Annotated in this window: 12 protein-coding genes; 7 read left to right on the plus strand and 5 right to left on the minus strand. The window is 47.3% G+C overall.

Annotated elements, in window-relative coordinates; translation table 11 throughout:
- Positions 1-24: 24 nt before the first annotated feature.
- Both ppx and ppk1 read right to left on the minus strand, forming a co-directional pair.
- Positions 25-1527 (minus strand): exopolyphosphatase, encoded by a 1503-nt coding sequence (gene ppx, locus MKA69_RS07700; protein WP_305847785.1) that lies wholly within the window; start codon positions 1525-1527, stop codon positions 25-27.
- Positions 1508-3613 (minus strand): polyphosphate kinase 1, encoded by a 2106-nt coding sequence (ppk1, locus tag MKA69_RS07705; protein ID WP_305847786.1) that lies wholly within the window; start codon positions 3611-3613, stop codon positions 1508-1510. Before ppk1 ends, ppx begins: the two co-directional genes overlap by 20 nt.
- 198 nt (positions 3614-3811) lie before the next feature.
- Here ppk1 and MKA69_RS07710 point away from each other — a divergent pair, with 198 nt between their 5' ends.
- From MKA69_RS07710 to phoU, 4 genes are read left to right on the plus strand one after another with little or no spacing between them, the layout of a single operon-like run.
- Entirely contained in the window at positions 3812-6007 is a 2196-nt protein-coding gene (locus MKA69_RS07710; RefSeq protein WP_305847787.1) for an ABC transporter permease subunit, read from the plus strand.
- A gap of 9 nt (positions 6008-6016) precedes the next feature.
- A complete protein-coding gene (gene pstA, locus MKA69_RS07715) occupies positions 6017-7663 on the plus strand; it encodes a phosphate ABC transporter permease PstA (protein WP_055028787.1) in 1647 nt (548 codons plus the stop codon).
- A 2-nt stretch (positions 7664-7665) separates the two neighbouring features.
- Positions 7666-8487 (plus strand): phosphate ABC transporter ATP-binding protein PstB, encoded by an 822-nt coding sequence (gene pstB, locus MKA69_RS07720; protein ID WP_055028788.1) that lies wholly within the window; start codon positions 7666-7668, stop codon positions 8485-8487.
- Between the two features lie 32 nt (positions 8488-8519).
- On the plus strand, positions 8520-9230 hold the full coding sequence (phoU, locus tag MKA69_RS07725; RefSeq protein ID WP_001159459.1) for a phosphate signaling complex protein PhoU: 711 nt from the start codon (positions 8520-8522) through the stop codon (positions 9228-9230).
- Between the two features lie 58 nt (positions 9231-9288).
- Here phoU and ppk2 read toward each other — a convergent pair whose 3' ends face one another.
- From ppk2 to MKA69_RS07740, 3 genes are all read right to left on the minus strand, one after another.
- On the minus strand, positions 9289-10065 hold the full coding sequence (gene ppk2, locus MKA69_RS07730; protein ID WP_055032106.1) for a polyphosphate kinase 2: 777 nt from the start codon (positions 10063-10065) through the stop codon (positions 9289-9291).
- Positions 10066-10113: 48 nt separating this feature from the next.
- On the minus strand, positions 10114-10872 hold the full coding sequence (locus tag MKA69_RS07735) for a copper homeostasis protein CutC (RefSeq protein ID WP_055033517.1): 759 nt from the start codon (positions 10870-10872) through the stop codon (positions 10114-10116).
- A gap of 298 nt (positions 10873-11170) precedes the next feature.
- Positions 11171-11776 (minus strand): peroxiredoxin C, encoded by a 606-nt coding sequence (locus tag MKA69_RS07740; protein WP_055035534.1) that lies wholly within the window; start codon positions 11774-11776, stop codon positions 11171-11173.
- A gap of 200 nt (positions 11777-11976) precedes the next feature.
- Between MKA69_RS07740 and MKA69_RS07745 the strand changes: the two genes are divergently transcribed.
- The 3 genes from MKA69_RS07745 to aceA all read left to right on the plus strand — a co-directional run bounded on the left by MKA69_RS07745 (position 11977) and on the right by aceA (position 16527).
- Positions 11977-12882 carry a hydrogen peroxide-inducible genes activator gene (locus tag MKA69_RS07745; RefSeq protein ID WP_000049511.1) on the plus strand — a complete coding sequence of 302 codons (906 nt, stop codon included), beginning with the start codon at positions 11977-11979 and terminating at the stop codon, positions 12880-12882.
- 583 nt (positions 12883-13465) lie between these two features.
- On the plus strand, positions 13466-15103 hold the full coding sequence (aceB, locus tag MKA69_RS07750) for a malate synthase A (protein WP_305847788.1): 1638 nt from the start codon (positions 13466-13468) through the stop codon (positions 15101-15103).
- A 110-nt stretch (positions 15104-15213) separates the two neighbouring features.
- On the plus strand, positions 15214-16527 hold the full coding sequence (gene aceA, locus MKA69_RS07755) for an isocitrate lyase (protein WP_000176891.1): 1314 nt from the start codon (positions 15214-15216) through the stop codon (positions 16525-16527).
- The last annotated feature ends 64 nt before the right edge of the window (positions 16528-16591 follow it).

Below are 16591 nucleotides of genomic sequence, written 5' to 3' on the forward strand. Positions count from 1 at the left end.
GGCGTTTTGGTTCGTGAGCCTAGATTAAAAATGCAAATTCCAACCGACTTCGCGCCAGTATTCTTGCTCGGTCTGTAAATCGGCGTGCAACAATTTATTGTTTTCTAACCAATCTGGTTGTTCACATTCCAATTTCCACTCATCGTCTTTCGCTGACAAGGAGAGAGGCGGTAGCGGGTCATCGTTGCGTTGGCCATTCACCAAGATCGCTAGGCGTAACACGCGGATCAAACCGATAATGTGTTTTTTCTTGAATAGGCTAAAGTCATCTAACTCATTGAGTTTGAGTGATTTACGCTGAAAGCGCGCCAAGTTGGAGAGTACCAATTGCTGCTCGCTGTTGAATCCCGCCATATTGTTGTGGCGCAAAATATAGGCGGAGTGGCGATGGAAGCCTTGCAAATTAATGCTCAGCCCCACTTCGTGCAGTAATGCGCCCCACTCAAGCAAATCACACAACTCACTGCCTTCAGGCAAATTCAGTTCACTGGCGACTTGCGAGAGGAATTCCCGTGCATGACCTTTGACCTTGGCGGCGTGTTCTAAATCGACCAGATGTTTGGCGGCCAGATTTTCAGTAGTGCGTAAACGGATATCGGAATACTTGAAGCGATCTTCCATCTCATACAGCAGCCCTTCACGTAGCGCACCATCCGAAAAATGCATCTCTTTGATTTTTAAACCATGAAAGATCGCGGAAAGAATGGCAACCCCTGCGGCAAACACAGGTTTACGATCATCGGTTAAACCGGGCAGTTGTAAGTCGTCAATGCTGTCCCATTCGCACAGTTTTTCAATCAGCTTGCTGAGCCGTTCAAAGGTGATCAGTCCATCTTCATGCCCTTGCCCGACTAATACTTCATGAATCGCTTTGATGGTACCAGATGAACCAAATGCGACTTGCCAGCCTTTTTTGCGGTACTTAGCGGCGATGGATTCTAACTTCTGCTCACTGGCGACAATGGCTTGAGCAAAGTTTTTACGCGACAGTTTACCGTTGGCGAAATAACGCTCGGTAAAATTCACGCATCCCATCTGCTTACTGTTGACTAGCTCGGCTTCAAACCCTTTACCGATGATCATTTCAGTACTGCCACCTCCAATGTCTACGACCAGCATAGAATCGGCTTGCGGTTGAGTATGGGCAACACCGAGGTAAATCAAACGCGCTTCTTCAGAACCGGGAATGATTTCAATCGGAAACGGTAGTACTTCTAAGGCGCGCTGAATAAACAAGTGTGCGTTGCTGGCTTGGCGTAACGTGTGGGTGGCGGCAATGCGTACATTACGCGGCTCAAAGCCTTGTAAACGCTCTGCGAACATCGCCAAGCACTCTAAGCCACGTTGAATGGACTCTTCATCAAGATTTTTCTGTGCATCAAGCCCTGCCGCCAGACGCACGCGCTGTTTATGTCGGCTAATCAGTTGCAGGTCTTGATCGACCACTTTGGCTACCACCATGTGAAAACTGTTGGATCCCAGATCGATGGCTGCGATTTCTCTGGCGTTACTGACTGCTGTTGTCATTCGTCTCTTGTTGACCTTTTAGTTTACGAGTCTGTTTCTCGACATTTTTAAGATAGTCGTAAATGGCTATTTGAGAACGTACTTTTCTGCGATTGCCGCGTTCTACATACTCATTACTCATCTCTTTGTCGATTCGACGCGCTTTGACCGTATCAATGAACTGAATATTAAGGATATCAATGATGCGCTGTTTGATACGTTCATCACGAATCGGAGCCATGACCTCGATTCGATGATCTATATTCCGCTCCATCCAATCCGCGGAGGAGATGAAAACTTGTGGATTGCCGTCATTATGTACAATCAATACACGAGGGTGTTCAAGGAAGCGGTCAATAATACTGATGATCTCAATATTGTCACTAACGCCTTCTACACCGGGGACGAGTGAACACATACCGCGAATGATCATGCGAATTTTCACTCCTGCCGCACTCGCACCATACAGTTTATTGATTAAGCCTTTATCGACTAAGTTATTAACCTTGAGAGTGATGGCGGCTTTTTTCCCAGCTTTTGCGTTGGCGATTTCACCATCCAACAAGCGATAGATTTGGGTGCGAGAATTGCGCGGTGAAACAATCAAGTGATTGAACTTCACTGGGCGGAAGGGGTTCTCAATGTAGCCAAAGACGGCGCGGACTTCGGCGGCGAGCTCTTGGTTGGCGGTGAGCAGGGCAAAGTCGGTATAAATACGCGCGGTTCGTTCGTGGAAATTACCTGTACCAATGTGCGCATAACGGACGAACTCATCGTCTTCTTTACGAGTGATGAGCAGCAATTTGGCGTGAATTTTCATACCCGGCACACCAAAAATGACATGCACACCAGCATCGGTCAGGATGCGAGACCATTCGATATTGGCTTCTTCATCAAAACGTGCTTGCAGCTCGACCACCACCACCACGCGTTTGCCGTTGTGTACCGCATCGACCAGCGAGTTCATCAAGCGTGAATCTTTCGCAACGCGATAGATGTTGATTTTAATACTGACTACTTTGGGGTCAAAAGAGGCTTGGCGCACCAGTTCCGTCATGTGCTCAAAGCTGTGGTAAGGGTAGTGCAGCAAAATATCTTGCGCGCGAATCGCATCAAAGACGTTGGCATAGCCTTCAAAATCGGCACAAGGCATAGGTGGTAACGGTTTGTTTTCTAAATAATCTCGCCCCACGTTAGGGAAGGAAATGAAATCTTTGAAGTTGTGGTAGCGCCCGCCCGGGATGAGGCTGTCGTAGTGGGAGATTTTCAGTTTGTAGCATAAGAATTTCAGCATCGCTTCCGGCATTTCGCGCTCATATACAAAACGCACTGGAAGGGCGGTTAAACGCTGGCTTAAGCCTTCTGACATTTGTTCGAGCAAGCTGTATTCGACTTCGTGGCGTAAATCGTACTCGGCATCGCGGGTCATCTTCATTGCGTAACCGTTGAGCGTGTCATAATCGTAAAAACCACGGAAAATTTCATCGAGGCAAAGACGAATAATGTTGTCGAGCAGAATGATGGTTTTGCGCCGTTTGCCTTTTTGCTCAGGCAGCATGACAAAGCGGGGAAGTTGGTCTGTCGGGATCTCGATCAGCGCATATTTAAATTCATCGCCGCTGCACATTTCTACCGCAATATAGGCGTATTCATCTTTCAAAAACTGCATCACATCGATGTCATCTCGTAACATAATCGGGGTGACGTGTGGCAGCACTTCTTTCTGGAAGTATTTTTTTACCCACTTAAGTTGAATGTCATCGAGCTGGGTTTCATTGACCAAGAAAATGCGCCGTCTGGCCATTTCTAGAATCAACTCATTGTAAAGGTTATCGAAATCTTGATTGAGTTTAAGGGCTTTATTTTGCATGCGAGAGAGGAGGTGCTTGGAGATGTCGTTACTGCCTCGTTCTCGGTTAATCAGAATCTGCCGTTTTACATCGGCGAATCTCACTTTATAAAATTCATCAAGGTTATTAGAAAATATCCCCAGAAAGCGAATCCGCTCAATCAGCGGCACGGTTTTGTCCGCCGCTTCCTGTAGTACGCGCTCGTTAAACGAGAGCCAACTGAGTTCCTTGTCGATGTACAGCTTATCCGCACTCATATTTTACCTTTGCCGTTTTGAGTTGACGTAACCATCAGTAGAAGTACTGCAAACTAAGTGATTTTTGTGACACTTTTATTGCACTGCTTTCAGTGTCATAGAGTTGTTTTGATTTCAGTAATTTATTGTGAGCTGTAATATAATTGTCACCCAACGGAAATATTATGACACTCCCCCAATCTGTAGGTAATCCCAAGCATGGTCAGACAACCATTTTCATTGAAAGAACGTGATCGCGCACGGTTAGTCAAAGACCGTGTGGTGCGTTTTGCAGTGACCTGTGGTGGCGTGAGTGTGTTAGGGGCGCTGGTACTGATTTTTATCTATTTGGGTATGGTGGTTGTGCCTCTGTTTGGGGATGGCAAGTGGCATGGGGATGTGGCGGTAAAGCCGATTACAACGCCTAATCCTCTGTTTATGACCATTGGTGACTATGGTGAAAATGCTTTTGTTCTCTCAGCCGATGGTGATGGGCAGTTTTGGTCATTAAGAAAAGCGGGTGAACAGCCTATTCGCACTCAATCGATAGGTTTTAAACCCAGACTGTGGGCACAAACCCCTGCTGCCCAAGGTTGGTTTGCGCTGGTAGGAGAAGACAACCAAGTGGCGGTGCTATATCCGCAACTGTCTCACTCGATGACTGCCCAAGGCCGGGAGTTTACTCCGAATTTGGAACGTTTGGCCTTGCCGGATGATTGGCGTTTGAGTGAACTTCCGCTCCAGCAAATCACATTTGCGCTTACTGAGCAGCAAGTGATCTTCGCTACTTATGATCAAGCGCAGCAAGTACAGATTATACGAGTGGATCGCCAAACCGGACGAGAGTTGGCGCGGTTTGCTTTTCATGCCCCCTTTGCTCAGCTGAGTCAGTTGCAGCTGACGCCTGATGGAAAAACGCTTTATCTGCGCACGAACTCTGAGTTAGTCGTTGCATCATTAGATAATCAAGAAGGGCAGATCCGTGAGGTAGTGGATCTCAGTGCCGGAGATAGCCATCACCAAGTCACTCAGCTCTATTTACTGTCAGGAGCATTTTCTTTACTGGCTGTACATAGTGATGGCTTAGTGTCGCAATGGTTTGATGTCTTACGTGATGGTGAACGTCATCTCACGCAGATCCGCAACTTTAAGTTAGCGTCTGAAGTGCAGTATTTATTGCCAGATACCAACAGCAAAGGTTTCTACAGTTTCTATCGTAATGGAACGTTGCAAAGTCACTACACGACCAGTGAAAAATTGGTGTTGTTTGAGCGTGCCTACCAACAGGCGCCACAGATGGTTGCGATGTCGAATAATGAAGCGTTTTTGGCAAGCTACGATCAAGGACGTATTCGCTTGGCGCACATTGAGAATCGTAACCCTGAAGTTTCCTTTTCAGCACTGTGGCAAAAGGTATGGTACGAAAGTTACCCAGAACCGGAGTTTGTTTGGCAATCGACTGCGGCAACCGACGATTTTGAGGCGAAATTTAGCCTAGTGCCGATTGCTTTTGGTACCTTAAAAGCGGCCGCATTTGCCATGCTGTTTGCTGTGCCGATTGCGGTGTTAGGCGCAATTTATACCGCCTATTTTATGACACCATCAATGCGACGAGTGGTTAAGCCCACTATTGAACTGATGGAAGCTTTACCTACCGTGATCATTGGTTTTTTAGCCGGATTATGGTTTGCCCCTTTTGTGGAAAGCCACCTTCCGGCGGTGCTTGCGTTAATGTTGCTGATGCCACTTTCAACAATGTTGGTGGGGTTCATTTGGTCACATTTACCGAAAGTATTGCTCCGTGGTATTCCTAATGGTTGGCATGCACTGATTTTAATTCCGGTGTTGATTGGGATCGCGACTCTGATTTTGGCCTACAGTGGTGAGTTGGAAAATGCCCTGTTTGCTGGTGACTTGCGGGTGTATTTAGCACAGCACGGTATTGGTTATGATCAGCGTAATGCTTTAGTGGTTGGTTTTGCGATGGGGTTTGCGGTGATCCCTACCATTTTTACTATCGCGGAAGATGCTATTTTCTCGGTACCGAAACACCTTTCTGATGGTTCTTTAGCGTTGGGGGCAACCCCTTGGCAAACATTAATGTATGTCGTGTTGCTAACCGCAAGCCCAGGGATATTTTCCGCCATCATGATGGGGCTTGGACGCGCGGTGGGGGAAACGATGATTGTCCTCATGGCTACCGGAAACACTCCGCTACTGGATTGGAACATTTTCGAAGGGATGCGTACCTTATCGGCGACGATTGCGGTTGAATTACCCGAATCTGAAGTGCAAAGCGCCCATTTCCGCATTCTGTTTTTGGCAGCGTTACTGCTGTTAACTTTTACGTTTGCGGTGAACTCGTTAGCGGAGTGGGTTCGCCAACGGCTACGTGAAAAATACCGTTCTTTGTGATGGAGCAAAATAGTGAATTGGTTTAAATCCGGTGCTCCTTGGATTTGGCTAACCGGGGGCGCGGTCAGTGTCAGCTTAATTGCAGTGCTTGGATTATTGTTGGTGATTGGTTGGCGTGGCTTAACCTATTTTTGGCCTGCCCCTTTATTGCAATGGCAAACCCTAGAGGGGAAAACCGTTGTCGGGCAGCTTTATGCTCAGGAAAGTGTGCCTGTGAGCCATTTAAAAGAGATGAATCTGCCATTACCGGCGGAGATTGAAGCGGCCGGATTGGCAACTCGACTCAATATTAAAGTGGCGAATCGCGAGCTGTATGGCTCGGATTTTATTGCTCTGCTTGAGTTTCAAACCGAGTTCAAAGGCGCTCCACAAGGATGGGCGGTGATTGAACGAAGCCGTGGTGGGCAACTGTTTGGTCGGCCAGTCAGCTTTGATTCTTTAACGGGACCTAAAGAACAGCAGCTTAGCGATCATTTACGTCAAGCTCTGCTCGAAGCGGAGGCGATCCGCCAGCAGGCAGATAGAATGGTCGAGCAACAAGTGCGAGTGATCAGCGGCAGTTTAGAAAAACTGCGTCTGGAAAAGCGCCGCAAGCAGTTGAACAACCGGTTGACCGATGAATTTTTGCAAAACTATGTGTTACGTAAAAGTCGTTTAGAAGCTGAACTGACGGAAGTGCAAGTGCAGTTGGATGCACTTCGTGCACCATTAGATCAGCAATTTTTGCATGTAGTGGACATGCGCGGGGAGACCATATCGGTTCCGCTGAGTGAAATCTTAGATTTTTGGTACCCCAATGACATGAATTTTGCTGAAAAACTGGCGGAATGGGGTAAGCAAGCGTGGCGCTTTTTATCTGACTCGCCACGGGAGTCTAACTCGGAAGGAGGCGTGTTTCCTGCCATTTTTGGCACGGTTTTTTTGGTGATCATCATGTCGATCATTGTTATGCCGCTAGGGGTCATCGCCGCAATCTATCTGCATGAATACGCTAAAGAAGGCGCGTTTACTCGTATGATTCGGGTGGCCGTGATCAACTTGGCTGGCGTTCCCTCCATCGTTTATGGGGTGTTTGGCCTTGGCTTTTTTGTTTACACCATAGGCGCTTCAGTTGATAACCTATTTTATGCTGAGCGGTTACCCACGCCGACCTTCGGGACACCTGGGTTGCTGTGGTCTGCTCTGACTTTAGCCGTGTTGACGCTGCCTGTGGTGATTGTGGCGACAGAAGAAGGTCTATCGCGCATCCCGATTTCAGTGCGCCATGGCTCTTTAGCATTAGGGGCCACCCAATTTGAAACCCTTTGGCGCATTGTCTTACCGATGGCAAGCCCAGCGATCATTACCGGATTGATTTTGGCGATTGCACGTGCAGCGGGAGAAGTGGCTCCTCTGATGTTGGTGGGGGCGGTAAAACTCGCCTCTAGCTTGCCTGTGGATGCCGAGTTTCCATTCGTCCACTTAGAGCGTAAGTTTATGCACTTGGGTTTTCATATTTACGATATCGGTTTTCAAACCAATAATATTGAAGCCGCTCGCCCATTGGTGTACGCCACCTCATTTTTGTTGGTAACGGTGATTGTGGCGCTCAACCTAACCGCAATCAGCATTCGTAATAACTTACGGGAAAAATACCGAACTTTGGGGCAAGATTAATTATGTACTCCGCCAACCCTACGTTGGGCTACTACGTACCGCCTTTGGATGTGAACAATCTCACTGAGCAGCAGACGGCGATTTCGATTGAACATTTAAGCCTGTATTATCAACAAAGTCGTGCTTTGAGTGATATTTCCATGCGCATTCCCAAAGGCCAAGTCACGGCGTTTATCGGCCCCTCCGGCTGTGGTAAATCGACGCTTTTGCGCTGCATTAACCGTATGAACGATCTCGTCGAAGGGACGCGAGTGGAAGGGGAAGTAAAGCTGCATGGCAAAAATATCTATCATCCTGATGTCGATGTGCCAACGTTGCGCCGCCGAGTCGGGATGGTGTTTCAGCGCCCCAATCCATTTCCTAAATCGATTTATGAAAATGTGGTGTATGGGCTACGTTTGCAAGGGATTAAAAATAGCCGCACTTTAGATGACGCTGCAGAACGTTCTTTGCGTGCAGCCGCATTGTGGGACGAAGTGAAGCATCGTCTGCACGAAAATGCGTTTGGTTTATCGGGGGGGCAACAGCAGCGTCTGGTGATTGCTCGTGCGATTGCCATTGAGCCAGAAGTGCTTTTACTCGATGAGCCAACATCGGCACTGGATCCTATCTCAACCTTGACCATTGAAGAGCTGATCCACGATCTCAAAACCAAATATACGGTCGTCATCGTTACCCATAACATGCAGCAAGCGGCACGCGTGAGCGATCACACGGCATTTATCCATATGGGAAAGTTGATTGAATACTCAGATACCGACTCTATTTTTACTTCACCATTGAAAAAGCAAACCGAAGACTACATTACAGGGCGATACGGTTAAGCGTTTTCAGCCAGTTTCAATAAGGATATGCCATGCAGTTTGGTCGACATATTTCAGGTCAGTTTAATGTGGAGTTGGAGTCCATTCGTAGCCAAGTTTTGACTATGGGCGGCTTAGTGGAGCAGCAGTTGACCTTAGCCATGCAAGCCTTGCATGAGGACGATGAAAAACTGGCGCGACGTGTGATTGCCGATGATCACAAAGTTAACGCGATGGAAGTCTCGATTGATGAGGCGTGTACGCGAATTATTGCCAAACGTCAGCCGACAGCCAAAGACTTACGTTTGATTATGGCCATCATCAAAACCATTACCGATCTTGAACGCATTGGCGATTCGGCGACGAAAATGGCTTATATTGCGATCGAGCGTCCACCGGCGAAACAACACCAGTTCCAAGTGTCTCTTGAGCCACTTTGCCGCCAAGCGATTGCCATGCTGCATCAAGTGCTCGATGCGTTTGCGCGGATGGATGTGGAAGCCGCAGCCGACATCTATAAGCAAGACGATCGACTGGATAAAGAGTACGAAGCGGTGGTGCGCCAACTGATGACGTATATGATGGAAGATCCGAAAAATATTCCACATATTCTGCAGGTTATCTGGTCGGCGCGTGCCATTGAGCGGGTAGGTGACCGCTGTCAAAACATCTGTGAATACATCATCTATTTCGTCAAAGGTAAAGACGTACGCCATCTGGGCGATCAAGGTATTGATGATGTGCTAAAGAAACCAAGTTTGTAAGCAAGGTGCTATCCTTTCGCACTTGCCGCTTAGCGGCAAGTTTGTTGGGTATCGGTTATTAGTAGCGCTGCGGTACAAAGGTTTGGTCTTCAATCGGTGGTCGAACGTAACCCTGCTTATTGATCTCAGGCAGCTCAATGGGTGGATATTCAATCTCGTGATACTCAATACTGCTTAATAAGTGGCTGATACAGTTGAGGCGAGCCCGTTTTTTATCATCAGAAGGCACTACCCACCACGGGCAATGTTTGGTGTCGGTATACGCAAACATCTCATCTTTGGCGCGGGAATAGGCCGCCCAACGCTTTCGGGATTCAAGATCCATCGGGCTGAATTTCCAGCGTTTGAGTGGGGTTTCGATGCGTTCTATAAAACGTCTTTCTTGTTCTTCGTCGGACACCGAAAACCAGTATTTGAGCAAAATAATTCCTGAGCGTTGTAACATGCGCTCAAATTCAGGGCAGGAGCGTAAAAACTCTTGATGTTCTTCCTCGCTACAAAAGCCCATTACCTTTTCAACCCCTGCACGGTTGTACCAACTGCGGTCAAACAGCACGATTTCGCCACCAGCCGGCAAATGAGCCACATAGCGCTGGAAGTACCATTGGGTTTTCTCTTTTTCGGTTGGCGCGGGTAGGGCGGCGACTCGGCAAACACGGTGATTGAGTTTTTCGGTAATGGTTTTAATCACCCCGCCTTTGCCCGCAGCATCACGACCTTCAAAGATGACGACCACTTTGAGTTTCTCTTGCTTGACCCACTCTTGTAACTTCACCAGTTCAACTTGCAGCTGCTCTAGCTCACGCTCATAGACTTTCTTATCCAATTTTGTCATGTCATCTCTCCTTTGATGAGTTAAGCATAGCAGCGTGCTTTCGTAAGTTCAGTTTGCCTTGATGGAGTTGAGAGCTTGTACGGTTTGTTGTAGGGCTTCCGTGTTCGTTACCGGGATAATAAAATCATCACAGTCGCTAGCGCCCATTTTGCTTTCGGAACGAATAAACTGCATCAGACTTGGGCGAGTCGTTTTTGCAGACAAATGCAGCTCTTTCACTCCGCTTGCCACGGCAATTTCCGCCACATTTTGCGCGTTAACACCTGCGCCCGCCATAATTGAAATGCGCCCCGCACTTTGTTGAACCAACTGAGTTAAGCGATCAATGCCTAAAGAGGCAGTGCGAGCCAAACCAGACGTTAAAATGCGCTCGCAACCTAAAGCAATAATGTCTTCTAACGCTTGCTTTGGATCTGCACAGAGATCAAAAGCGCGGTGGAAAGTAACGCCTAGACCGAGCGAGTGGGCTAAATCCACTAAAGGTTTGCTGCGTTGAACATCAATCGTGCCATTGGCATTGAGTAAACCCAGTACCACTCCCTGTAAATGGGCTTGATGGGCGGTATGAATATCCTGCGCCATGATGATGAGATCGTCATCGTGATAGAAAAAATCCCCTTCTCTTGGGCGGATCATGGCGTAAACCGGAATTGATGACACTCTGCCTGCGCTGTGCATCAACCCTGCACTTGGGGTTAGCCCACCTAGCGCAAGTGCAGAGCAAAGTTCAATGCGGGTCGCGCCTCCCTCGATGGCGTTGTGCAAGGATTCAATATTGTCGATGCAGACTTCAACTTGATAATTCATAGAGTTATCTCCGGCTAGATAAAGCAAATTGGTCTCCATGATAGCAGCAGTCAGAGCGTTGAATGAGTCAGAATAGGGGTAAAGTTTAGCGTATGAATTACCCATTTAATGATGATGAGCCCTTGATCTAAATGGTGCAGTTCAATCAACAGGGGGGAGAGAAAGAGGCGACATTTTAGATAGAAAAAAGCCCAAAGCATTGCTTTGGGCTTTTGATGACTTTACTTCTTAACTGATTGGCGTAGCGTTTTCGCTTTATTTTTTCCAACCACCCGTGTTGAGCGCGGGGTTAAGAGTCTTATTTTAGGTCTGCTGAGTATTGAGACAGGAATGCTGCAACGCCTTTTGGAGATGCTTCCATACCTGCTTTGCCTGCTTCCCATTGTGCTGGGCACACTTCACCGTGAGTTTGGTGGAAGTTCAGTGCGTCAACCATACGTAGCATTTCATCGATGTTACGGCCTAGTGGTAGGTCGTTAACCACTTGGTGACGAACCATGCCTTCTTCGTCGATCAGGAATGAACCACGGAATGCAACGCCTGCTTCTGGGTGCTCTACATCGTAGGCTTTACAGATTTCGTGTTTAACGTCTGCAACCAGTGGGTATTTCACTTGACCGATACCGCCGTTTTCAACAGCAGTGTTACGCCATGCGTTGTGAGAGAACTGAGAGTCGATAGACACGCCGATCACTTCTACGCCTTTCGCGATGAAGTCTTCGTAACGGTTGTCGAATGCAATCAGCTCAGATGGGCAAACGAAAGTGAAGTCTAGTGGGTAGAAGAAAACAACCGCTTTCTTACCTTTTGTAAACTCAGCGAAGTTGAAGTTTTCAACGATTTCACCGTTACCCAGAACAGCTGCAGCAGTAAAATCAGGGGCTTTGCGACCAACTAGTACCATTATTTTGCTCCTAAGAAGTATGGTAATTGCTAAGACGTGACATGGAGCCACGGCTCAGTCCGTATTTGAACGGGACAAACTATAGTACAGATTGTAGGATTGAAAAAAGCGAATTAAATAGATTGAGTTAATCGAAAAAAGCGATAAATATGGAATCCGTTAACTGTGAAGCAAGTTTGACCTAAGGTACTGATAAAATCATGAGTAAATGGCCGAGCCTGAAACAATTGTCCTATTTAGTGACGCTGTATGAAACGCGTCATTTTAGTGAGGCTGCAGAGCGCTGTTTTGTGAGCCAATCAACGTTGAGCAAGGGCGTTCAAAACCTCGAAGAATTGATTGGTTGCCCGTTGTATGAAAAGCAAGATAAGAAAAGTCCATTAGTTTTTACTCGGGCGGGAGAGCTTGTCGTCAAGCATGGACGCGAGCTGTTAGCCAAAGGGCAAGATCTGGTTGAACTGGGCAAACTTTGTCAAGGTGATGGCATGGAAGGGCAACTTCGATTGGGCTGCATTCCCACGATAGCGCCTTTTTTGCTTGGTGATTTAGTGCAAGAAATTAACCAACGCTACCCCAAATTGCATCTATTGCTACGTGAAGATACCACCAGCAATCTGCTTTCAGCACTGCGCAGTGGTGAATTGGATGTATTGATACTGGCGCTGCCGGTTGAGATTGGCAATATGGAAACGCGCATCGTTGGGCATGATCCGTTTCGTATGGTGATCAGCCGTCATCAAGCGGATCGCATCCGTGTTCCGATTAAGTATGATGATTTACCGGATGAGTCCGTATTTTTATTAGAAAATGAACACTGTCTAACAGAGCATGCAGTATCGGCCTGTAAATTGACTGACAAAGAGAAAATCAACCCATTTACCGCTACCAGTTTACACACTTTGGTACAAATGGTGGCTAACGGTTTAGGCACGACTTTTATTCCACAAATGGCAATTGATCATGGCCTGTTGGATAACCAGAATTTAGTCGTTGTCGATCCCCCCGGTCAAAAAGCGTATCGGGAAATTGGTTTGGTTTGGCGACCAAGCTCCTCGCGAACGCACACTTTTGAACAATTATCTCAAGTGGTTTCTGAACTGCTTTAGCGATTGGTCGTACATTCTAAGTTGAAGTTATCTAGTGAAAGCACGCTGTAAAAAGCGTGCTTTTAAGTATTTTATCTGGTTAGTAATTTTTTTATTGTGAAATTTCACAAGTCAAAATTGGTGAGGCTTTCATAAAATTGTAAATATTCACAATGTGAATTTTACACATTCTGATTTAAACGCTGTTTAAATTACGCTCGTTTTGACCTGCCTCAACCCAATAAGAACCGCCTTTTTCGTCATCTCTGAAAATTTAAACACTTGTTTGAGTGTATTTTCTCACTCAATTTTTAATGTAATTAAATTACGTAATGAGTTACGCATTTTGCCTATTCTCTTAGGCTTGATAAGTAACCGGATAAAACTTCAAATTTAACGTTCGGTTAACTTTTACTCTTTCGTGAAAAGGCTTTGTGAGTTAAGGTTTATTGGCGTTGTTAAGACTTATGTCTAGTGTTTTTCATCTTGCAAAGAGAGTCGCTTTAGGTGACTTTAATGCACAGTAAATCAGCAAAGTTAGTGGTTCAAATTTGTAGTTTTAAAGTTACAAATGTTCTTGGTGAGCGATTCAAGGAAGGAATTTATGTCAACCAATACTGCCGAATTAACTCAACAATCAACCGCAGCAAAAACGACCCAAGGCAAGCTTGATGTGGTGGGAGATCTTGCGCCCGAACATCAAGCCATTTTCCCTGTCGAAGCCCAAACTTTTTTACAGCACCTTTGTGAGCGTTTTGCCTCACGAGTTGATGAGTTGCTGGCCTTGCGTGAACAAAAACAAACCCTTATTGACCAAGGTCAGTTGCCTGATTTTCTATCAGAAACCAAAGATATTCGAGAAGGGAGTTGGAAAGTTCTCGGCATTCCTAACGATTTACAAGACCGCCGCGTGGAAATTACAGGCCCGACCGATCGCAAAATGGTGATTAATGCACTCAACGCGAATGTGAAAGTCTTTATGGCTGATTTTGAAGATTCGATGTCGCCCGCGTGGGACAAGGTATTGGATGGTCAGATCAATCTGCGTGATGCGATTCTGGGGAGCATAAGCTATACCAATCCAGACAATGGCAAGCGTTATGAGCTCAATGCCAACCCTGCAGTACTTATCTGCCGCGTGCGCGGTCTGCATCTCAAAGAAAAGCATGTCACTTACAACGGCTTGACGATTCCCGGTTCACTGTTCGATTTTGCGCTCTATTTCTACAACAACCACCGCGCACTATTGAAAAAAGGCAGTGGCCCTTATTTCTATCTACCTAAGCTGCAAGCCTATCAAGAGGCGCAGTGGTGGAGCGAGGTATTCCATTTCACGGAAGATTATTTTGGCTTAGACACTGGCACCATCAAAGCAACGGTGCTGATTGAAACGTTGCCTGCGGTATTTCAGATGGATGAGATTCTGTTCTCACTCAAAGAGCATATTGTCGGTCTGAACTGTGGACGCTGGGATTACATTTTCAGCTACATCAAAACCTTGAAAAAGCACCCAGATCGCGTGTTACCAGATCGCCAAGTGGTGACCATGGATAAGCCTTTCCTCAATGCGTATTCCCGTTTGTTGATTTACACCTGTCATAAACGCGGCGCATTTGCGATGGGCGGGATGGCGGCGTTTATTCCCGCCAAAGATCCTGCGGTGAACGAGCAAGTGCTACAAAAAATTCGCGGCGACAAAATGCTTGAAGCGACCAATGGCCACGATGGCACTTGGGTTGCACACCCCGGTTTGGCTGATACCGCGATGGCCGTGTTTAACGAAGTGCTTGGTGAGCGCAAAAATCAGCTCAATGTGAGCCGGATGGCCGATGCTCCGATAACTGCGGCCGATCTTTTAGCGCCTTGCGATGGGCCACGCACTGAGCATGGCATGCGCCATAACATTCGCGTTGCGTTGCAATACATCGAAGCATGGATTTCAGGCAACGGTTGCGTGCCGATCTACGGTTTGATGGAGGATGCCGCAACAGCAGAAATTTCACGCGCTTCCATCTGGCAATGGATCCAACACGGCAAAACGTTAGATAACGGGCAAGTGGTCACTAACGAACTGTTTCGCGACTACCTCAAACAAGAGATTGAGGTGGTGAAAAGCGAAGTGGGTGAGTCCCGTTTTGCACAAGGACGTTTTACTGAAGCGGCCGAATTGATGGAGCGCTTAACGACCAGCCAAGAGCTACCGAATTTCTTAACCATACCGGGCTACGACTACTTGCCGTAGGCCTCTATAAAACCAGTAACGTGAAACCACTTTACGATCAGCGTGCGCAGTACTGATCGAATAAGGAATCGAGCTGCCAACAGGCAACCAATAAATCAGAGGGATAGATTATGACACTGACTCGTCGCCAACAAATTGAAGCACTAGAAAAAGATTGGGCAACCAACCCACGCTGGAAAAATGTGAAACGCACCTATACCGCTGAAGAAGTGGTGAGTTTGCGCGGCTCGGTTGTGCCTGCCAACACCATCGCCCAACGTGGTGCAGACAAGTTGTGGGAACTGGTGAATGGCTCAGCGAAAAAAGGGTATGTGAACTGTTTGGGCGCACTCACTGGCGGTCAAGCGGTGCAACAAGCCAAAGCGGGTATCGAAGCGATTTATCTTTCCGGCTGGCAAGTTGCGGCGGATAACAACACTGCAGGCACCATGTATCCAGACCAATCTCTCTATCCGGTTGACTCAGTACCGTCAGTGGTACGCCGCATTAACAACGCGTTTCGTCGCGCTGACCAAATCCAGTGGTCAAATGGCAAATCTCCTGAAGATGAAGGTGGCATTGATTACTTCCTACCGATCGTGGCCGATGCGGAAGCGGGTTTTGGCGGCGTACTCAACGCCTATGAGTTGATGAAATCGATGATTGAAGCGGGCGCTGCTGGCGTTCACTTTGAAGATCAACTGGCTTCCGTGAAAAAATGTGGCCACATGGGCGGCAAAGTGTTAGTTCCTACTCAAGAAGCGGTACAAAAACTAATTGCCGCACGCTTGGCTGCTGACGTGTCAGGTACTACCACGTTAGTGATTGCTCGCACCGATGCCAACGCAGCCGATTTGCTCACATCAGACAGTGATCCCTATGATGCGGATTTTGTAACCGGTGAGCGCACTTCTGAAGGCTTTTACCGCGTGCGTGCGGGCATTGACCAAGCGATTTCTCGCGGCTTAGCTTATGCTCCTTACGCAGATTTGGTGTGGTGTGAAACTGCGAAACCGGATCTGGAAGAGGCGCGTAAATTTGCTGAAGCGATTCATGCGCAATACCCAGATCAACTGCTGGCTTACAACTGCTCACCGTCGTTCAACTGGGAGAAGAATTTGGATGCGAAAACCATCGCGCATTTCCAACAAGCCTTGTCGGATATGGGGTACAAGTATCAGTTCATCACGTTAGCGGGCATTCACAACATGTGGTTCAACATGTTTGAGTTAGCACACGCTTACGCGCAAGGTGAAGGTATGCGTCACTATGTTGAGATGGTTCAGCGTCGTGAGTTCGAAGCGGCTGAAAAAGGCTACACCTTCGTGGCGCACCAACAAGAAGTGGGCACGGGTTACTTCGATAAGATGACCAACACCATTCAAGGTGGTAACAGTTCAGTGACGGCATTAACTGGCTCAACCGAAGAAGATCAATTTCACTAATCGATAATCCACCATTCTGTGCGAACCTTTGGCGGCCATCTGGCCGCCTTTTTTATCTGCGCCG

Origin of the sequence: Vibrio sp. AH4 (assembly GCF_030710545.1) — a bacterium.
GTDB lineage: Bacteria > Pseudomonadota > Gammaproteobacteria > Enterobacterales > Vibrionaceae > Vibrio > Vibrio metoecus.